Raw genomic sequence first — 19,334 nt, 5'->3', positions numbered from 1 at the left:
GGCACATGCTAAACCCGAGCTGTGACCTGGCTCGCATCGGGGTTGACACCTGTCAACTCTGGCGCAGGGTGCCCCGGATGTACTTGGCCTGCCCGAGGTGCTGGGCGCAGTCGTCGATGATGCTGACCAGCCGCGCCGCGGCCGTCACCGGCGGATCCCAACTGTCGTCGACGATGCGCTGCAGTTCGGCGTCGTCGACGGTGGCGATGTACTCCAAGGTCACCTTGTGCACGGCGTGGTAGTACCCGGCGAGCAGGTCGGCGGGTGCGCGCACCTTGGCCACCTCGGCCGGGGTGTGGCCGTAGCCCATGTCGTTGCCCGGCAGATCGAGGGCGAACCGTTCCCGCCAGCCGTCGCGCGTCCACACCTGCTCGGTGCCCGCGATATCGCTCAACTGCAGATCCTGGCCGCGGGCGCTGTGCCATACCAGCCAGGCGATACTGTTGGCGCCCTCGACGGGCTGCCACGACGACACCTCCTCGGACAACCCGTCGGTCACCTCGTCGGCGTGCTCGATGAGTCTGGTGAACGCGTCCCGCAGCAGTTCCCGTGCAGCTTCAGCCATGTCCGAAAGGTACCCGCGGGCAGGGTCCGTCAAGCCGCACCGTGGAAGACCGCCTCCACATTGTTGCCGTCTGGGTCGCGAACGAATGCCCCGAAGTATCCGGGGTGGTATTCCGGCCACAACCGCGGCGCGTGCAACGACTCGGCCCCGGCCTCCAGCGCGGCGTCATAGAACGCCTGCACCGCATCGGTGCCGGCGGCCTGGAAGGCGAAGTGTGATTCCCGGTTGGGCCCGGCGGCGTCCCCGGCGCTCATGTCGGAGATCCAGAAGTCGGGCTTGCCCTCGGTGCCGTAACCGATGGCGACGTCAAAATCCATCTGCCGGGTGTACCCCAGTACGCCGAGAACCTTGTCGTAGAAGGCCTTCGACCGCTCCCAATCAGCACAGTTGATTCCGAAGTGATCTATCACACGGTCACCGTACATTCGGGGTATGACAACTCGGGACGAGCGAAGCGACGGGAAACCACCGGAACTGATCATCCGCGGTGGAACCATCGTGGACGGTCTGGGCGGCGAACCGTACGTCGGCGACCTCGCGATCTCCGGCGGGACCATCACCGCCATCGGCACCGTCGATGGCCCCGGCGACCGCGAGATCGACGCCACCGGCCTGCTGGTCACACCCGGTTTCGTCGACCTGCACACCCACTACGACGGTCAGGCCATCTGGAGCGATCGGATGACACCGTCCTCGGCGCACGGCGTCACCACCGCGGTGATGGGCAACTGCGGTGTGGGGTTCGCGCCGTGCCGACCCGAGGATCACGACACGCTCGTCGACGTGATGGCCGGCGTCGAGGACATCCCCGGCGTGGTCATGGTCGACGGGTTGCCGTGGACCTGGGAGACCTTCCCCGAATTCCTCGACGCACTGGATGCCCGGCCACGCGATATCGATGTGGCCGCTTTCCTGCCGCACTCTCCGCTGCGGGTCTACGTGATGGGCCGGCGCGGGGTCGATCGCGAGGTGCCCACCGCCGAGGATCTGGCGATGATGCGCAAGCTCGCCGAGGAGGCCATCCGTGCAGGCGCGGTCGGCTTCGCGTCGTCGCGGCTGACGTTGCACAAAACTGCCGGCGGGCAACCGATTCCGAGCTACGACGCGCAGTACGCCGAGATCGAGGCCATCGCGCGCGGCGTCCACGATGCCGGTGGCGGTCTGTTGCAGTTCGTGCCCGACCTGATGGCCGGTGACTACGAGGGCGCGCTGAAGGCCGTGTTCGACGTCGCCGCCGAGGTGGGCCTGCCGGTCACGTTCACCCTCGCGATCGGCAACGCGGGCCCGCCGCTGCACCTGGACGCGATGCGGATGGTGGAGAAGGCCAACGCAGATGGCGGTGACGTGACCGGGCAGATCTTCCCGCGGCCGATCGGCCTGGTGCTGGGCCTGGAGCTCTCCGGCAATCCGTTCGTCATGTACCCGTCCTACCGGGAGATCGCCGACCTGCCGCTGGCCGAACGCGTCGCCGAGATGCGCAAACCTGAAGTGCGCGAACGCATCCTCACCGACATCCCGGCCAGCGACGGGCATCCGCTGATGTTCGCCGCGCAGGCCTGGGATTACATGTACCCGCTCGGCGAGCCACCGAACTACGAACCGGCGCCGCAGGATTCGATCGGCGCACGGGCCCGGGCACGTGATGTCAGCCCGCTGGCGGAGGCCTATGACCGACTGCTCGACGACGACGGTCACGCCATGCTGCTGGTCACGCTGGCCAACTTCCGCGACCACTCACTGGACACGGTCGCCGAGCTGATCCAGCGCGATGACGTCGTCCTCGGCCTCGGCGACGGTGGCGCCCACTACGGGATGATCTGTGACGCAAGCTTTCCCACCTACATGCTGACGCACTGGGTGCGCGACCGACCGGCCGGCCGGCTGCCGTTGCCGCGGGTGATCCAGGAGCTGACCTCGGTACCTGCGCGCATAGCCGGAATGGCCGACCGCGGCCGGCTGGCGGCCGGCTACAAGGCCGATGTGAACATCCTCGACGCAGACGCCATGCGGCTGCACCGACCGACGGTCAAGGCCGATCTGCCCGCGGGCGGCCGCCGCCTCGACCAGGCTGCCGAGGGCTATGTCGCCACCATCGTCTCCGGCCAGGTGATCGCCGAGAACGGTGTGCCGACCCAGGCCCGGCCGGGGCGGCTGGTCCGGGGACGTCAACCGGCGCCGTCGGCATGAGCCGGGTCGAACCGCTCGCCCCGCCCTGGAGTGCGCAGGACGCCGCCGGGATCTCCGCGTGGGGCCACCCGGACCGGACCTACGAACCGCTGGTGCTGGTGCGGATCCTGCAGCGGCACCCCGCGATGGCGGCCAAACTGCGCGCGCTCGGCGAATCGCTCTACGTCGACACGAAACTGCCGCCGCGGGTCCGCACCATCGCCATCCTGCGGATCTGCGCGCTACTGGGCTGCGCCTACGAGTGGGGTGGGCAGGCCGCGTTCTGGGGCCCGATCGCCAAGGTTGCCGATGCCGAATGCGACGCGCTGGTGACCGGCGCCGACCCGGGTTGGTCCGATGCCGAGCGTGTCCTCATCGCCGCCGTCGACGAACTCGAGCGATCCGGGACCTGGTCACCGCAGACCTGGGACGCGTTGGGCGCCGACCTCGATGACGAGCAGCGCATCGAACTGCTGATCGCGGTCGGCTGGTATCGGACCATCTGCACGCTGTGCAACGGCCTGGACCTGCCGATCGAGGGCTGGATGCGGCCCTGGCCTACTTCTTCAGCGCGGGGTGCTGGCTCCTGAGCAGGGGCAGCAGCACCCGGCGCGGTAACACCTCGAAGATCTTGGCGCTGATCTGATTCGGCAGGCCGGGGATGGCACTGCCGCGATCGGAGGCCAGTGCGTCGATACCCGCCTTGGCCACCGCGGGCGAGGACACCCACATGAACTTCGGGAACGCGTCGGCGAAGGTGCGCTCGTCCATGCCCGCGGTCTGCAGGAATTCGGTGCGCACCGGGCCGGGGTGCAGTGCGGCGACGGTGACGCCGGTGCCGGCGAGTTCGGCGCGCAGGCCGTCGGTGTAGGACCGGACGAAGGCCTTGGTCGCCGCGTACCCGGCCTGCCCGGGGAAGGGCTGGAACCCCGCGGTCGAGCCGACGTTGAGGATCGCGCCGCGGCCGCGGGGCACCATCTGCGCCACCGCCCGGGTGCAGAGGTCGATGACGGCCTCCACGTTCACCCGCACCTGGGCGATCTCGGCCTCCGGGGTGGAGTCGACGACAGCGCCGATGGTGCCGAGCCCGGCGTTGTTGACCAGGACGTCGACGGTCAGCCCGCGACGCTCCACCTCGGCGAACAGGTCGGCCCGGGCGGCGGCGTCGGCGATGTCGGCGGCGATGACCTCGACCCGCACCCGTTCGCCGAGTTCGGCGGCCAACTCCCGCAACCGGTCTTCCCGGCGGGCAACGAGGGTGACACCGTGGCCGCGGCCGACGAGCTCACGGGCCAGGTCCACACCGATGCCCGAGGAGGCTCCGGTGACGACGGCGGTGGCGGTCGGCGAGGGCGTGGGTAAGGCCATGTCTTCCGAACCTACGCCGTACCCTCGCGTCATGAGCGTCAAGGTCGATCTGGACAAGCTTGCCGACGCGCTGGCCGATTTCGCCCTCGGCTACCTGATCACCGTCGGCGATGATTTCCGCGCACACACCGTGGCCGTGACACCCGTCCTCGACGACGGCGTCTTCACCATCGGCCCGCTCGGCAACACCACCCGCCGCAATGCCGGCGCGCACGACGCCGTCACCGTGTTGTGGCCGCCGCGGGAGCCGACCGGATACTCGCTGATCGTGGATGGCACCGCGGAGGTCACCGGCGAGGGGCTGCGGCTGACGCCCAGTCGCGCGGTGCTGCACCGCAGTGCGATCGAGCCCGGCGCCGGCACCGACCCGGGCGGCCTGCACGACTGCGTGCCGCTCAAGGAGCGCTGACGGTGCATACAGATCAAGTTTTCGGCTGGAATCTCGATCTGTATGCACCCTCGCAAACGGAACAGCCCCGGCCTGCCGAAGCAGACCGGGGCCTTCCGAAAAAACGGACTTAGAAGTCCATACCGCCCATGCCACCGGTCGGGTCGCCCGCAGGTGCGGCGGCCTTCTCCGGCTTGTCGGCGACGACGGCCTCGGTGGTGAGGAACAGCGCCGCGATGGACGCCGCGTTCTGCAGCGCCGAGCGGGTGACCTTGACCGGGTCGGCAACGCCGGCGGCCAGCAGGTCCTCGTACACGTTGGTCGCGGCGTTCAGACCGTGACCGGCTTCCAGGTTCGACACCTTCTCGGCGACGACGCCCGGCTCCAGACCACCGTTGAAGGCGATCTGCTTCAGCGGAGCCGACAGCGCGACACGCACGATGTTGGCACCGGTCGCCTCGTCACCCTCGAGCTTCAGCTCGTCGAGGGCCGGAGCCGACTGCAGCAGGGCCACGCCACCACCGGCGACGATGCCCTCTTCGACGGCAGCCTTCGCGTTGCGGACGGCGTCCTCGATGCGGTGCTTGCGCTCCTTGAGCTCCACCTCGGTGGCAGCGCCGGCCTTGATGACGGCAACGCCACCGGCCAGCTTGGCCAGGCGCTCCTGCAGCTTCTCGCGGTCGTAGTCGGAGTCGCTGTTCTCGATCTCGGCGCGGATCTGGGCCACCCGGCCGGCGATGGCGTCGGAATCACCGGCACCCTCGACGACGGTGGTCTCGTCCTTGGTGACGACGATCTTGCGGGCCTGGCCCAGCAGGGCGAGGTCAGCGGTCTCCAGCGAGAGGCCGACCTCTTCGCTGATGACCTGGCCACCGGTCAGGATCGCGATGTCCTGCAGGATCGCCTTGCGGCGGTCACCGAAGCCCGGGGCCTTGACGGCGACGGACTTGAAGGTGCCACGGATCTTGTTGACCACCAGGGTCGACAGGGCTTCGCCCTCGACGTCCTCGGCGATGATCAGCAACGGCTTGCCGGACTGGATGACCTTCTCCAGCAGCGGCAGCAGGTCCTTGACGGTCGAGACCTTGGAGCTGACCAGCAGGATGTAGGGATCCTCCAGGACGGCTTCCTGACGCTCGGCGTCGGTCACGAAGTAGCCCGAGATGTAGCCCTTGTCGAAGCGCATACCCTCGGTGAGCTCCAGCTGCAGGCCGAAGGTGTTCGACTCCTCGACGGTGATGACACCCTCGTTGCCGACCTTGTCCAGCGCCTCGGCGATCAGGTCACCGATCGACTGGTCACCGGCGGAGATGCCCGCGGTGGCAGCGATCTGCTCCTTGGTCTCGACCTCTTTGGCGGTCGAGAGCAGGCGCTCGGTGACGGCCGCGACGGCCTTCTCGATGCCGCGCTTCAGGCCGAGGGGGTTGGCGCCGGCCGCGACGTTGCGCAGACCTTCGCGAACCAGGGCCTGGGCGAGCACGGTGGCGGTGGTGGTGCCGTCACCCGCGACGTCATCGGTCTTCTTGGCGACCTCTTTGACCAGCTCGGCGCCGATCTTCTCGTACGGGTCCTCCAGCTCGATCTCCTTGGCGATGGACACACCATCGTTGGTGATCGTGGGGGCGCCCCACTTCTTCTCCAGGACGACGTTGCGGCCCTTGGGACCCAGCGTCACCTTTACGGCGTCGGCGAGGGCGTTCAGCCCACGCTCGAGGCCACGACGGGCCTCTTCGTCATACGCAATTGTCTTGGCCATTGCGAAGTGATTCCTCCGGTTGGGAATTGCACGTCTTGTTGGTCGGGTTCAGTGCCCGCGACGGACGGCCTGGGTGTGCTCCCTGCCTCACCGTCCCGACCTGGCACTCACAGATCGAGAGTGCCAAGACATTTTTAGCACTCGCCCATGGCGAGTGCAAGGTCACTAACTGCCTTCGCCCTGGAACCGGTCGTCGACGAAGTCGGCGATCTCGACAGAACCCGGGAACTCCTTGGCCTCGGTGAACGCATCCGCGATCTGCTGCTCGGAGGCCACCACGTCATCACTCAGCGGGACCGGATGCTTGATCGACCGGGTCCAGGTGATCTTGGAGGCCTCCGGGCTGATCTCGGTCAGCTTTGCGTAGTCGGCCGACCACCTGTCGAGATTGTCCGCCGACCACTTCGTGGCCACCGCATACCGGTCGAGGAAGTCGGCGATCGCTTCGCTGACGGCCGGATCGTCCAGCGCCCCCGCCGACGCCACCCAGAAGTTGTACCCGTTGCCCGCGGTGTCGGCCGCCGCGATGATGCGCGCACCGACCTCCTGCTCGGCGATCGCGGTGTAGGGGTCCCACACCGCCCACGCGTCGACCTCACCGCGTGTCAGCGCGGCGTACCCGTCGGCGGGCGCGACGTAGACGGGCTCGATATCGGACAGCCCCAGGCCGGCCTTCTTCAGGTGCAGCAGCAGGTTGGCGTTGGCCGAGCTGCCCTTGGTGACCGCGACCTTCTTGCCCTTCAGGTCGGCGACACCGGCCACCGGGGACTCCTTGGCGACCAGGATCGCGTCGCCTTTGCCGGTGGCTTCCAGAGCGCCGACGAACTTGATGTCGGCACCGGCGGCGGCGCCGAACACGCCGGGGGTGTTGCCAACCTGCGCCAGGTGGATGCCGCCGGCACTGGCCGCCTCCACCAGCGGCGGGCCCGCGGTGAATGTGGAGAACTCGACCTTGTACGGGGCATCGGCGAGCTGACCGGAAGCCTTCATCAGCACCTCGATCGAGATCGCGCGCTGGTCACCCACCTTCAGCGTCACCGTCGACAGGTCGACGGGTCCTTCGGGGGCCGCGTTCTCCGACCCGCCGCCACCGCACGCCGTCAGCAGCAGCGTGGCAGCGATCAGTAGGGATGCAATCTTCACCAGGTGTTCCTCAGAGTTGTCGTTGCAGGTCTTCGACGCCGAGCAGTTCCAGCAGCCGAGCGGAGTAGACGGCGGCCTCCGGCGAGGCGTGGCGGCGCGGCCGCGGCAGGTCGATGTCGAGCGAATGCGCGATCCGACCGTCCTCCAGGATCAGCACCCGGTCGGCCAGGGTGACGGCCTCGGCCGGGTCGTGGGTGACCAGCAGCACGCCGAAACCGTGCTCGGCGAACAACCGCAGCAGCAGATCGTGCATGGCCAGGCGGGTCAGCGCATCGAGCGCTCCGAACGGTTCGTCGAGCAGCAGCAGCGTGGGCTCGGCGACCAGCGCCCGAGCCAGCGCGGCGCGCTGGGCCTCCCCGCCGGACAGCGTCAGCGGCCAGGCGTCGACGCGGTGCGACAGTCCGACCTCGCCCAGCACCCGGCGCGCCTTCTCCTCGGCCGCGCGCTTGCGGCGGCGCTGCGGATCACCGAGGGCGACGTTGCGGGTGACCGTCAGCCAGGGCACCAGCCGTGGCTCCTGGAACACCACCGTCGGGGTGCCCTGCACGTCCACCTCGCCGTCGTGGTCGGTGGACAGTCCGGCCAGTACCCGCAGCAGCGTCGACTTACCGGACCCGCTGCGGCCCACCAGCGCGACGATCTCACCCCGGCCGACACTCAGGTCGATGCCGTCGAGGACCACATGTCCGTCGAAGCTCTTGGTTAGGCCCTTTACCCAAGCGCTCATCGGGCCACCGCCCCGGGCTGCCAGCGCAGCGCCCGCTGTTCGAACCACCGCACGATCGAGTCGGTGATCAACCCGAGCAGGCCGTAGACCAGCAGGCCGAAGATGACGATGTCGGTGCGCAGGAATTCGCGCGCGTTGTTGATGATGTAGCCCAGCCCGGCGCTGGCATTGATCTGTTCGGCCACGATCAGCGACAGCCAGGCGATGCCCAGGCTCTGCCGCATGCCCACCAGGATCTGCGGCAGCGCACCCGGGATCACCAGGTTGCGCAGCCGCTCGCCACGGCTGAGGCCGAGCACATCACCGAGTTCGACGAGTTTGGGATCGAGCTGGCGGATCGCGGCGAAGGTGTTGAGGTACAGCGGGAAGGCCACCCCGAGGGCGATGAGGTAGACCTTGGGCTCCTCGCCGATCCCGAACCAGATGATGAACAGCGGGATCAGACCGAACAGCGGGATGGTGCGCAGCATCTGCAGCGGCGGGTCGACGGTGTACTCACCGATCTTGGACAGCCCGGCCAGGATGCCGAAGCCGATGCCGACAACCGCGCCGAGCGCGAAACCGATCAGCGCGCGCTGTCCGGACACCAGCAGGGCATCGGCCAGCGCCCCGGACTCCAGCACCGACAGTCCCGCCTCGAACACCACCGACGGTGCGGGCAGGATCTTCGCCGACAGCAACCCGCTCTGGCTGGCGACCTGCCAGCAGACCAGTAACACCACGGGCGCGATCGACCGGAGGAACCCGGGACGCCGAAACCAGGGGCGCGTTGAGCGGGCACCCGGCGGCCCGGCATTCGTCGCAGCACGAATGGACGTGCTCACCTCGGTGACCATCTGATCGAGGATGGTTCGGCGGGTGGCGGCCGCCTAGGGTTCTGCTCGGCGTGACTCGAAAGGCCGGCGCCTGATCACCGCGGGCGCAGGCCGTCCTGGATCACCGCGGTCACCCGCTCGGGCACCCCGTCGCCGTAGAGCTGCGCGCTCTTGCACACCAACAGCAGGGCCTTGATCTCCGAGACACCGACGTCGCCCCGCACGGTGCCGGCCCGCTGTGCCGCGTGCAGCAGTTCACCGATGGTGGCCAGGAATTCCGCTTCCGCGCCGGGAGCGGCCGTCTCCATGTCGATGCCGTAACCGGCCAGCGCATCGACGAGCCCGTGATCCTTGGCGCCGGTCCGCACCATCTCGCGCAGGAAGGCGAACAGGGCCTGACCCGGCCCCTCGGTGCCCAGCAGCTCCCGCGCGCCCTGCTGGATACGCCCGATGCGGTCGGCGAACACGGCGGCGAACAGCGCCTCCTTGGTGGGGAAGTGCCGGTACACCGTTCCGGCGCCGACACCCGCGCGACGGGCGATCTCGTCGATGGGCACGCCGAGGCCCTCTGCGGCGAAGGTGTCGTATGCGACGGCGAGCACCTTCGCCCGGTTGCGGACGGCGTCGGCGCGCAACGGTCGTTCCGTTTCGCTCACAGCACACCTCCTGGTAAGCGGGGCGATCGTTCCGTATGGTCGGATGAAGCGGGGCGAACGCCCCGGTTGATCCAGGATACTCAGGAGGCCCGCATGACCAGATGGACCACCACCGACATTCCCGACCAGACCGGCCGCACCGCCGTCGTCACCGGGGCCAACACCGGGCTGGGATTGGAGACCGCCAAGGCGCTGGCCGCCCGCGGCGCGCGCGTCGTCCTGGCCGTCCGCGATCTCGACAAGGGCAAGCGCGCCGCCGGTCAGATCGCCGGCGATGTCACCGTCCAGGAGTTGGACCTGGGGTCGCTGGACTCGGTCCGCGCTGCGGCGGCCGAACTGCGCACCGCACACGACCGCATCGACCTGCTGATCAACAACGCCGGGGTGATGACCCCGCCGCGCAGCACCACCGCCGACGGATTCGAGCTCCAGTTCGGCACCAACCACCTCGGCCACTTCGCCCTCACCGGGCTGCTGCTGGACCGGCTGCTCGACGCGCCCGGCTCCCGCATCGTCACCGTCAGCAGCAACGGCCACAAGATGGGCGGCGCCATCCACTTCGACGATCTGCAGTGGGAGCGCTCCTACAGCCGGCTCGGCGCCTACGCCCAGTCCAAGCTGGCCAATCTGCTGTTCACCTACGAACTCCAGCGCCGGCTGGCCCCGCGCGGCAACACCGTCGCCGTCGCCGCCCACCCGGGCACCTCGAGCACCGAGCTGGCCCGCCACCTGCCCTCGCTCGCCCGGCCGGTCACCGAACTGGTCACCAAGGTCGCCGCCCAGCCGGCCGCCGACGGGGCCCTGCCGACCCTGCGCGCCGCGACCGACCCCGGCGTACTGGGCGGCCAGTACTACGGTCCGGCCAACCTGGCCCAGTGGCGCGGCGCACCGGTCGTCGTCGCCTCCAGCGACCAGTCCTACGACATCGCCCTGCAACAGCGGCTGTGGGCGGTGTCCGAAGAGCTCACGGGAGTGACGTTCGCCGTCTAGCGTGAGGGGCGTGTCACTGGTCGTGCCGCCCTATCCCCCGCCCCGGTACACCGCGGACGAGCCGGAGGTCAGCGCCTGGGTGCGCCGCGCCGACACTCCGGCCGACCACGATTCGCTCGGCCTGGTCCGCTACCACTACCTGGCCGACCAACAGCAGACCGGCGGCGACTATGGGCTCTACCGCATCGAGCTCGGCGCGAACGCCGGCGGACCCGCCCCGCACTTCCACCGCGCCATGAGCGAGGCCTTCTATGTGCTCTCCGGTGAAGTGCAGATCCATGACGGCACCGGCTGGTCGACGGCCGGGCCGAATGATTTCCTGTACGTGCCACCGGGCGGCATCCACGGCTTCCGCAACACCGCCGACGCGCCGGCGTCGATGTTGATGTTGTTTGCTCCGGGCGCTCCGCGCGAGCACTACTTCGAGAACCTCACCCAGCTGGGCGACCTGACCGACGAGGAACGCACCCGCTGGTTCATCGAGAACGACAACTTCTTCGTCTGACACGCCGTCGGCGACGACACTCCCGAAGCGGATATGCGTACCCGGAACCCCTTGCCCTAGACTGCCCTTCGACCAGATAGGAGTCTCGGGTGCCGGCTTACACAGCGCCCAGCACCCAGGATTTGCGGAGCTGGCAGCGTCGGGCATTGGTGAAGTACCTGACGGCCAAGCCGCGGGACTTCCTCGCCGTCGCGACCCCGGGTGCAGGTAAGACCACCTTCGCTCTACGCATCGCCTCGGAGTTGCTGGCCGACGGCACCGTGACCCAGGTCGTGGTGGTGGTCCCCACCGAGCACCTCAAGATCCAGTGGGCCCAGGCCGCCGCGCGGTTCGGGATGTCGCTGGATCCCAAGTTCAGCAACTCTGCCGGCCACACCTCCAGCGACTACCACGGCATCGTCGTCACCTACGCACAGGTGGCCAGCCACCCGACCCGGCACCGGGTGCGCACCGAGAACCACAAGACACTGGTCATCTTCGACGAGATCCACCATGGCGGTGACGCCAAATCGTGGGGTGACGCCATCCGCGAGGCCTACAGCGATGCCACCCGCCGCCTGGCACTGACCGGAACCCCCTTCCGGTCCGATGACAGTCCCATCCCGTTCGTCACCTACGAGACCGACGCCGCCGGCTTCCAGCGCTCCAAGGCCGACCACATCTACGGCTACTCCGACGCCCTGGCCGACAGCGTCGTGCGGCCGGTGGTCTTCATGGCCTATTCCGGTGAGGCCCGGTGGCGCGACAGTGCCGGTGAGGAACACGCGGCCCGGCTCGGTGAGCCACTGACCGCCGAGCAGACCGCCCGCGCCTGGCGCACCGCGCTGAACCCCGAGGGCCAGTGGATGCCCGCCGTGATCGCGGCCGCCCACAAGCGGCTGATGCAGAAGCGCGAACACGTGCCCGACGCCGGCGGCATGATCATCGCCTCCGACCAGACCACCGCCCGCGCATACGCCAAACTGCTGACCACCATCACCGGTCTGGAGCCCACGGTGGTGCTCTCCGACGACCCGACGGCATCGAGTCGCATCTCGCAGTTCTCGGAGTCCTCGACACCCTGGCTGGTCGCGGTGCGCATGGTCTCCGAGGGCGTCGACGTGCCGCGGCTGGCCGTCGGTGTGTACGCCACCAGCGCGTCGACCCCGCTGTTCTTCGCCCAGGCGATCGGGCGCTTCGTGCGCAGCCGCAAGAAGGGTGAGACGGCCAGCATCTTCCTGCCCTCGGTGCCCAACCTGCTGCAGCTGGCCAGCGAGATGGAGGCCCAGCGCAATCACGTCCTGGGCAAACCGCACCGCGAGTCCGACGGCCTCGACGACGAGCTGATCGAGGACGCGAACAAGACCAAGGACGAGAAGACCGACCAGGACCGGGGTTTCGAATCGCTGGGCGCCGATGCCGAACTGGACCAGGTGATCTTCGACGGTTCCACCTTCGGCACCGCGGCGGCCGCGGGCAGCGACGAGGAGGCCGACTACCTGGGCATCCCCGGTCTGCTGGACGCCACGCAGATGCGCGACCTGCTCAGCAAGCGCCAGGACGAGCAGTTGCAGAAGCGCACCGCGGCGGCCGCCGCCGCCGGCGGTCCACCACCCCCGCGCACCACCCATGGCCAGCTACAGGAGCTGCGGCGCGAACTGAACGCGCTGGTGTCGATCGCTCATCACCGCACCGGCAAGACGCACGGTCAGATCCACAACGAGCTGCGCCAGCTGTGCGGTGGGCCGGTTCTGGCCGCGGCCACCGGCGAGCAGATCAAGGCGCGCATCGATGCTGTGCGCGGGTTACGGTCCGGCCAGCACTAGAGTCCCAGCAGCTCCGGCAGATCGGCCACCGAGTCGATGACGTGGTTGGGCTGCATGGCGAATTCGTCTGCAGCCCAACGCTCCAGCGTCTGCTCGCGGAATTTGCCGGTGCGCACCAGCACTCCGGTCATCCCGACCACCTGCCCGGCCAGCACGTCGTTGTTGAGATCATCTCCGACGATGTACATCTCGTCGGGTTCCACACCGAGTCGCGCGGCCGACGCTAAAAAGCCCTCCGGCGCCGGCTTTCCGACGGCGGTGGCCTTGCGGCCCGAACACTCCTCCATGCCGGCCAGGTACATGCCGGTGTCGATACGCAGGCCCTCGGTCGTCGTCCACGACATGCTGCGATGCATGGCCACCACCGGAACCCCCTGCGCCATCCAGTCATAGACCCAGGACAGTGTCACGTGGTCGTACTCCGGACCGGCACCACCGAGCAGCACCACGTCCGGGGTGTCGGGCATCGGGCCGCCGTGGGTGTCTACCGACGCCTGCAGATCCAGGCCCGGCATGTCGTCGGTGATGTCGCCGCTGTTGACCAGGAAGCAGCGGGCACCCGGATAGCGGTCCCGGATGAAGTCCGCCGTCAGCACCGCCGCGGTGATCACTTCGTCGGGGGTCACGTCCATCCCGGCCTCGGTCAGCAGGTCGGCAATCTGCACCCGGGTGCGGGTGGTGGTGTTGGTCAGATATGAGCGGGCGATCTGCTTGGCCGCCAACGCCTGCAGCGTCTCGCGGGCACCCGGGATGGGCTGCCACGAGGTGACCAGCACACCATCGATATCGAAGAGCACTCCGCCGGTAGCCATGCAGCGAGACTAGGCGCACCACTGACTGTCGGCCACCCACGCCGACGCGGTCGCCGCCACCGTCCAGGCGATGTCGGCCGGTACGTCGATCAGCACATAGCGTTTTGTGCCCGCCGCCGTGGCCGCCACCAGGGTGGCCACGCCGGCCCGGCGCTGGAACCAGGTCTGGCGCACCGTCCAGCCGATGATCCCGGCGGTCTGCACGCAGTCGCGGTGCCGGTCGACGCTGCCCGCCCGCACCACCAGCCACTCGGCGTCCACCCGATGCCCCAGTGCGCGTACCCGATCCACCGCCAGCAGCCCGCAGGCCCCGGTGAGTGCCGCCCATACCGCCCACGCCCAGACCGGCGCGAACGGCAGCGCACCGAGACCGGCGACCGGCAGCGCCATCGCCCGCCCCCCCCGGCGGCGCGCCGCCGCCGGCCCGTGTGACACCAGCGGCCCGGTCACCACATCGGCGCGCCCGGTCAGTCGCGTCAGCACCGCGCGCGCGGTGCCGACCGGACAGGGTGGCAGCAACAGCGAGGACTCCCCGGCCCCGGAGACCCCCGTCATCACCGCGTCCAGCCGCGCCCCGCCCAGCGCCCGCACCAGCAGCGGTTCGCGCAGCGTCGCACCGCGCAACCGGCGCAGGTCATAGCTGTACTCACGGATACGGACCAGTCCGTGCACCAGATGCAGGGTGTCGGTGCGCCGGGTCAGCACCAGGTTGCCGAAGGTCAGCACCGAACGGCCCACGGCAAGCGGCACCGAGGCCACCAGCAGTGCGACCACCAGCCAGCCCTGCAACCGGTCACCGAATCCGGCCTGATAGACCATCCCGACCACGGCACCGACCGCGACCAACCCGGACAGGCTCAACGGGCTGTAGCGCAACCAGCTCGGCCGCCAGCGGGCTAGCTCGTGGCCCAGCTCGGTGCGCGCCGGCGCACCCAACAACACCGTCCGCAGCTCGGCCACCTGCTCGGCCCGCACCGCATCGAGCCTGAACTCGTTCTCGCCCTTGGCTTCCTGGCCGGTACTGACCCTCAGCACCGTCAAACCGAGCAACCGGTGCAGCAACCTGGCCTCGGTGCTGACCGATCGGATCCGGTTGCGCGGCAGCGAGAGTTCGTTGCGCTGCAGCACCCCGCTGCGCAGCGAGAGCTCCTGCTCGTCGATGCGGTAGCTGGTGGTGAACCAGCGGGCCAGGCCCAACGCCACGATCAGACCGACGCCCAGCAGCGACCACAGCGGGTTCTGCGTGGTCGACCCCAGCACGATCGCCCCGATCAGGAGCGGGAGTTGGTTGAGCACCTCGTGCACGGGATGGACCAGCAGCATGCGCGGCGAAAGACGTTGCCAGCCGGTATCACTCATGTGGCGTCGTGCCCACCGAGGGCGGCGATGTCGGTCAGCTGGGCCACCACCTGATCGGCCACCGCCGCATCCAGCGCGACGATGCGCACCGCACCGGCCGAGGATGCCGTCGTCACCGTCACGTTCGCCAGGCCGAACAGCCGGTCCACCGGACCCCGGTAGGTGTCGACGGTCTGCACCCGTGAGATCGGCGCGATCCGGCGCTCCTGCACCAACCAGCCGGTGCGGGTGTAGACCGCCTGCGGGCTGATCTCCCAGCGGTGCACCCGGTAGCGCCAGAGCGGCACCACCACCACCGACACCAGCATGCCCAGCACCGTCACCACGGCTGCGGCCACGTGCAGCACGGGCATCCGGCCGTCCAGTACGAACCACACGACCTGCCCGACGGCCACCGCCAACCAGGGGATCGCCGCCCCCAACGCCCAGGCCAGCGGTGCGCTCCTGCTGGGCGGATGAGCGGGATCGGCCATCAGCACGCGAGCACCCATCTCTCGAGCATGGCCGCCGGCCGCCGTATGTTCTAGACATGAGCCAGAAATGGACCGAATCCAACGTCCCCGACCAGTCCGGACGCACCGTGATCGTGACGGGCGCCAACACCGGCCTGGGATATGAGACCGCCCGTGTGCTCGCCGGTCGCGGCGCACACGTGGTCATCGCGGTGCGTGACACCGCCAAGGGCGACGCCGCGGCGAACAAGATCCGCTCGGCAAGTCCGCAGGCCGAGGTCGACGTCGTCGCCCTCGACCTCGGCTCGCTGGCCTCGGTGCGGGCAGCGGCCGAACAGCTCAAGTCCGCCCACCCCCGCATCGACCTGCTGATCAACAACGCCGGGGTGATGTACCCGCCCAAGCAGACCACCGCCGACGGGTTCGAGCTGCAGTTCGGCACCAACCACCTGGGCCACTTCGCACTCACCGGACTGCTGCTGGAAAACGTTCTCGCAGCCGAGGATTCGCGGGTGGTCACGGTCGCCAGCATTGCGCACCGCAATCAGGCCAAGATCCACTTCGACGATCTGCAGTGGGAGCGCAGCTACAACCGGGTCGCCGCCTACGGACAGTCCAAGCTGGCCAACCTGATGTTCGCCTACGAACTCGACCGCAGGCTCACCGGCAAGGACACCATCTCGGTGGCCGCCCACCCCGGCGTCTCCAACACCGAGTTGATGCGGCACACCCCGGGCACCGGTCTGCCCGGCTTCAACACGCTGGCCAACCTGGTCACCAACTCGCCGCTGGTCGGAGCCCTGGCCACGCTGCGGGCCGCCACCGATCCCGCGGTGCGCGGCGGGCAGTACTACGGCCCGGCGTTCCCGGTCGCCTCGATGGGTGTGGTCGGGCATCCGCACCTGGTCAGCTCCAGCGCGCAGTCCCACGATCAGGGCATCCAGCGCCGCCTCTGGGCCGTCTCGGAGGAACTGACCGGCGTGACCTTCCCCGTCTGATGCGCTCGGTCACCGAACACCAGCAGGTCATCGCCGACCTGATCCGGCCGCGTCCCGCGCAGCGGCGCGCACCGGGGGACGCCCTGGGGCTGGTACTGGCCGCCGACGTGACCGCGACGCTGGCGCTGCCCGGTTTCGACAACTCGGCGATGGACGGATTCGCGGTGCAGGCCGCCGACATCGCCTCGGCCTCGGCCGAGCATCCGGTCACCCTGCCGGTCGCCGACGACATCCCGGCCGGCCGCACCGACATCCGGCCGCTGCAGCCCGGGACCGCCGTCCGCATCATGACCGGTGCCCCGCTGCCGCCGGGGGCGACCAGTGTCGTGCCGGTGGAGGCGACCGATGCCGACTTCGCCGCCCCGGCTCCCCCGGCCGGTCAGCGGGTCGCCATCCGCACCGCCACCACGGAGGGCCAGCACATCCGCCGCGCCGGTGAGGACGTCGCCATCGGCACCACCGTGTTGCGCACCGGGCAGCGGCTCACCCCGGCCGCGCTCGGACTGGTCGCCGCGCTGGGCCTGGCCGAGGTCGACGTGCTGCCGCCGCCACGGGTACTGGTGATGTCGACGGGCTCGGAACTCATCGCCCCCGGCACACCCCTGCTGCCCGGGCAGATCTACGAATCCAACGCCGTCATGCTGGCCGCCGCCGTGCGGGAGGCCGGCGCCATCGCCGTCACCGCGCCGACGGTCCGTGACGAGCCGGCGGCGTTCCGTGCGGCGCTCGACGCCCACGCCGGCGACGTCGACCTGATCATCACCACCGGCGGCGTCAGCGCGGGGGCCTACGAGGTGGTCAAGGACGCCCTGGGCGGTCAGGTCGAGTTCACCAAGGTGGCGATGCAACCCGGCATGCCGCAGGGCGCCGGCCTGGTGGCGGGCACGCCGATCGTCACGTTGCCCGGCAATCCGGTCAGCTCGCTGGTGTCCTTCGAGGTGTTCCTGCGCGGTCCGCTGCGCGCCGCGATGGGACTGCCGCCGGACCGGCCGCGGATCTCGGCCACCCTCACCGAGGACCTCACCTCACCCCTGGGCAAACGGCAGTTCCGCCGCGGTGTGCTGGCCGGCACCACCGTCACCAGCTACGGCCCACCGGCATCGCACCACCTGCGCTGGCTGGCATCGGCGAACTGCCTGCTCGACATCCCGGCAGACGTCGACAGGCTGGCCGCCGGCTCCCAGCTCGACGTGTGGGACCTGTCTACCGGCTGAGTGCCCGGCAAATCCACGTAGAATCGGGAGCCAACATGGCCAGACCTGCGCGTTCACCCGATGACCCCAGCTCAGAAGCCCAGCGCTTCATCGAATTGGTCCGCTCCACCGTCCCGCCGCTGCACCCGGCCGGCCTCCCGTTCATCGCGGGCGGCCTCGGCGTGGCGGCCGCCGGCCGCAACCGGCGCTGGTTGCGCAACACCGGCCTCGGGGTGGCCAGTTTCTGTGCGCTGTTCTTCCGGCACCCGCCCCGCGTCCCGCCCAGCCGGCCTGGCGCCGTCGTCGCACCGGCCGATGGTCTGGTGACCTTGCTGGACACCGCCGTGCCGCCCGCCGAACTCGGGCTCGGGGACACCCCGATGACCCGGATCAGCATCTTCCTGTCCATCTTCGACGCCCACGTGCAGCGGGCGCCGGTGGCCGGGCAGGTGATGGGCGTGGTGCACCGGCCCGGTCAGTTCCTGTCCGCCGACAAGGACACAGCCAGCGAGGACAACGAGCGCAACAGTCTGTGGCTGCGCACCCCCGACGGTGTCGACATCGTCGCCGTGCAGATCGCCGGGCTCATCGCACGGCGCATCGTGTGCACCGCCAGGACCGGCGACCAACTCGAACTCGGCGAGACCTACGGGCTGATCCGGTTCGGCTCGCGGCTGGACACCTACTTCCCGCAGGGGTCCCGCATCCTGGTCGAAGCCGGGCAGCGCGCCATCGGCGGCGAGACCATCCTGGCCGAGCTGCCCTGATGGCCAACCGCAACCGTGCCAAGGCGCGCCCGTCGGCGATGCGGATCCTGCCCAGCGCCACCACGGTGCTGGCGATCTGCGCCGGGCTGACGTCGATCAAATTCGCCCTCGACGGCCAGCCGCACATCGCGCTGGCGCTGATCGGTGCCGCCGCGGTACTCGACGGCATCGACGGCGGTATCGCCCGCGCGTTGGACGCACAATCGCGGATGGGTGCCGAGATCGACTCACTGGCCGACGCGGTGAACTTCGGCGTCGCCCCCGCGCTGGTGGTGTATGTGACGCTGTTGCCGACCTCGCCGGTCGGGTGGATCTTCGCGTTGCTCTACGCGGTGTGCATCGTGCTGCGGTTGGCGCGGTTCAATGCGTTGCTCGACGACGACACCAAACCCGCCTACACCCGGCAATACTTCACCGGGATGCCCGCGCCGTGCGGCGCGGTCGGGGTGATCGGTCCGCTGGCGGCCCTGCTGCAGTTCGGTGAGGGCTGGTGGACATCGCAGTGGTTCGTCTGCCTGTGGTTCGCCGCCAACGCCGCGCTGCTGGTCAGCCGGGTGCCGACGCTGGCACTCAAATCGGTGTCCATGCCGCCGAACGCCGCGCCGATCCTGCTGATCGCGATCGCCGCGGCCGCCGCGGCGCTGCTGCTGTTCCCCTATGTCCTGGTGCTGCTGATCATCGTCGGCTACCTGCTGATCATCCCGTTCACGGTGCGCAGCCAACGCTGGGTCGCGGCGCGTCCGGAAGCCTGGGATGCCAAACCGAAGGAACGCCGGGCGCAGCGCCGCGAGATCCGTCGGGCGCAGCCGCACCGGCGGTCGATGGCGCGCCTGGGCCTGCGTAAGCCGCCGGGCCGCCAGTGAGTTCGA

At 69.4% G+C, this 19,334-nt stretch carries 21 protein-coding genes; 10 read left to right on the top strand and 11 right to left on the bottom strand.

The window, feature by feature from the left end; all coding sequences use genetic code 11:
* Positions 1-52 precede the first annotated feature (52 nt).
* Positions 53-565 carry a mycothiol transferase gene (locus BST17_RS18330; protein WP_083060322.1) on the bottom strand — a complete coding sequence of 171 codons (513 nt, stop codon included), beginning with the start codon at positions 563-565 and terminating at the stop codon, positions 53-55.
* A 29-nt stretch (positions 566-594) separates the two neighbouring features.
* Positions 595-975 carry a VOC family protein gene (locus tag BST17_RS18325; RefSeq protein WP_083060358.1) on the bottom strand — a complete coding sequence of 127 codons (381 nt, stop codon included), beginning with the start codon at positions 973-975 and terminating at the stop codon, positions 595-597.
* Positions 976-997: 22 nt separating this feature from the next.
* Between BST17_RS18325 and BST17_RS18320 the strand changes: the two genes are divergently transcribed.
* Positions 998-2,752 (top strand): N-acyl-D-amino-acid deacylase family protein, encoded by a 1,755-nt coding sequence (locus tag BST17_RS18320; protein WP_083060321.1) that lies wholly within the window; start codon positions 998-1,000, stop codon positions 2,750-2,752.
* Entirely contained in the window at positions 2,749-3,321 is a 573-nt protein-coding gene (locus BST17_RS18315; RefSeq protein ID WP_083060320.1) for a carboxymuconolactone decarboxylase family protein, read from the top strand. Before BST17_RS18320 ends, BST17_RS18315 begins: the two co-directional genes overlap by 4 nt.
* Here BST17_RS18315 and BST17_RS18310 read toward each other — a convergent pair.
* Positions 3,290-4,099, bottom strand: coding sequence for an SDR family NAD(P)-dependent oxidoreductase (locus tag BST17_RS18310; RefSeq protein ID WP_083060319.1), 810 nt, complete (start codon positions 4,097-4,099; stop codon positions 3,290-3,292). The genes BST17_RS18315 and BST17_RS18310 overlap by 32 nt on opposite strands.
* 31 nt (positions 4,100-4,130) lie before the next feature.
* On the opposite strand from BST17_RS18310, the gene BST17_RS18305 reads away from it, so the two are divergent.
* Positions 4,131-4,508 (top strand): hypothetical protein, encoded by a 378-nt coding sequence (locus BST17_RS18305; protein ID WP_083060318.1) that lies wholly within the window; start codon positions 4,131-4,133, stop codon positions 4,506-4,508.
* 109 nt (positions 4,509-4,617) lie between these two features.
* On the opposite strand, the gene groL is transcribed toward BST17_RS18305, so the two are convergent.
* From groL to BST17_RS18280, 5 genes are all read right to left on the bottom strand, one after another.
* Entirely contained in the window at positions 4,618-6,243 is a 1,626-nt protein-coding gene (groL, locus tag BST17_RS18300; protein WP_030134211.1) for a chaperonin GroEL, read from the bottom strand.
* Between the two features lie 165 nt (positions 6,244-6,408).
* Complete coding sequence (locus BST17_RS18295; protein WP_083060317.1) at positions 6,409-7,386, bottom strand: ABC transporter substrate-binding protein; 978 nt, start codon at positions 7,384-7,386, stop codon at positions 6,409-6,411.
* A gap of 10 nt (positions 7,387-7,396) precedes the next feature.
* Positions 7,397-8,113, bottom strand: coding sequence for an ABC transporter ATP-binding protein (locus BST17_RS18290; RefSeq protein WP_083060316.1), 717 nt, complete (start codon positions 8,111-8,113; stop codon positions 7,397-7,399).
* Positions 8,110-8,949 carry an ABC transporter permease gene (locus BST17_RS18285; protein ID WP_083060315.1) on the bottom strand — a complete coding sequence of 280 codons (840 nt, stop codon included), beginning with the start codon at positions 8,947-8,949 and terminating at the stop codon, positions 8,110-8,112. Before BST17_RS18285 ends, BST17_RS18290 begins: the two co-directional genes overlap by 4 nt.
* A gap of 74 nt (positions 8,950-9,023) precedes the next feature.
* Positions 9,024-9,584: a TetR/AcrR family transcriptional regulator gene (locus BST17_RS18280; protein ID WP_083060314.1), complete on the bottom strand. Its 561-nt coding sequence runs from the start codon at positions 9,582-9,584 to the stop codon at positions 9,024-9,026.
* Positions 9,585-9,677: 93 nt separating this feature from the next.
* Here BST17_RS18280 and BST17_RS18275 point away from each other — a divergent pair, with 93 nt between their 5' ends.
* The 3 genes from BST17_RS18275 to BST17_RS18265 all read left to right on the top strand — a co-directional run bounded on the left by BST17_RS18275 (position 9,678) and on the right by BST17_RS18265 (position 12,884).
* Positions 9,678-10,574 carry an SDR family NAD(P)-dependent oxidoreductase gene (locus BST17_RS18275; protein ID WP_083060313.1) on the top strand — a complete coding sequence of 299 codons (897 nt, stop codon included), beginning with the start codon at positions 9,678-9,680 and terminating at the stop codon, positions 10,572-10,574.
* A gap of 10 nt (positions 10,575-10,584) precedes the next feature.
* Positions 10,585-11,079, top strand: coding sequence for a cupin domain-containing protein (locus BST17_RS18270; protein WP_083060357.1), 495 nt, complete (start codon positions 10,585-10,587; stop codon positions 11,077-11,079).
* 89 nt (positions 11,080-11,168) lie between these two features.
* Entirely contained in the window at positions 11,169-12,884 is a 1,716-nt protein-coding gene (locus BST17_RS18265; protein ID WP_083060312.1) for a DEAD/DEAH box helicase, read from the top strand.
* On the opposite strand, the gene BST17_RS18260 is transcribed toward BST17_RS18265, so the two are convergent.
* From BST17_RS18260 to BST17_RS18250, 3 genes are read right to left on the bottom strand one after another with little or no spacing between them, the layout of a single operon-like run.
* Positions 12,881-13,696 carry an HAD-IIA family hydrolase gene (locus BST17_RS18260; protein ID WP_083060311.1) on the bottom strand — a complete coding sequence of 272 codons (816 nt, stop codon included), beginning with the start codon at positions 13,694-13,696 and terminating at the stop codon, positions 12,881-12,883. The two genes, BST17_RS18265 and BST17_RS18260, sit on opposite strands and share 4 nt — an antisense overlap.
* 9 nt (positions 13,697-13,705) lie before the next feature.
* The gene (locus BST17_RS18255) at positions 13,706-15,055 is read right to left on the bottom strand and encodes a PH domain-containing protein (protein WP_083060310.1); all 1,350 of its coding nucleotides are present in this window, start codon (positions 15,053-15,055) and stop codon (positions 13,706-13,708) included.
* Entirely contained in the window at positions 15,052-15,546 is a 495-nt protein-coding gene (locus tag BST17_RS18250; RefSeq protein ID WP_234807722.1) for a PH domain-containing protein, read from the bottom strand. The genes BST17_RS18255 and BST17_RS18250 overlap by 4 nt, the downstream gene beginning before the upstream one ends.
* A gap of 38 nt (positions 15,547-15,584) precedes the next feature.
* Here BST17_RS18250 and BST17_RS18245 point away from each other — a divergent pair, with 38 nt between their 5' ends.
* Genes BST17_RS18245 through BST17_RS18230 form a run of 4 tightly spaced genes read left to right on the top strand, consistent with a single transcriptional unit; the run spans position 15,585 to position 19,328 of the window.
* On the top strand, positions 15,585-16,505 hold the full coding sequence (locus tag BST17_RS18245) for an SDR family NAD(P)-dependent oxidoreductase (RefSeq protein WP_083060309.1): 921 nt from the start codon (positions 15,585-15,587) through the stop codon (positions 16,503-16,505).
* Complete coding sequence (gene moeA, locus BST17_RS18240; RefSeq protein ID WP_083060308.1) at positions 16,505-17,719, top strand: molybdopterin molybdotransferase MoeA; 1,215 nt, start codon at positions 16,505-16,507, stop codon at positions 17,717-17,719. The genes BST17_RS18245 and moeA overlap by 1 nt, the downstream gene beginning before the upstream one ends.
* A 35-nt stretch (positions 17,720-17,754) precedes the next feature.
* A complete protein-coding gene (locus BST17_RS18235; RefSeq protein WP_083060307.1) occupies positions 17,755-18,465 on the top strand; it encodes a phosphatidylserine decarboxylase in 711 nt (236 codons plus the stop codon).
* Positions 18,465-19,328 (top strand): CDP-alcohol phosphatidyltransferase family protein, encoded by an 864-nt coding sequence (locus BST17_RS18230; protein ID WP_083060306.1) that lies wholly within the window; start codon positions 18,465-18,467, stop codon positions 19,326-19,328. The genes BST17_RS18235 and BST17_RS18230 overlap by 1 nt, the downstream gene beginning before the upstream one ends.
* The last annotated feature ends 6 nt before the right edge of the window (positions 19,329-19,334 follow it).

The organism is Mycolicibacterium bacteremicum, assembly GCF_002086115.1.
GTDB classification, from domain to species: Bacteria; Actinomycetota; Actinomycetes; order Mycobacteriales; family Mycobacteriaceae; genus Mycobacterium; species Mycobacterium bacteremicum.
This window is presented reverse-complemented; position numbering and strand designations above follow the sequence as displayed.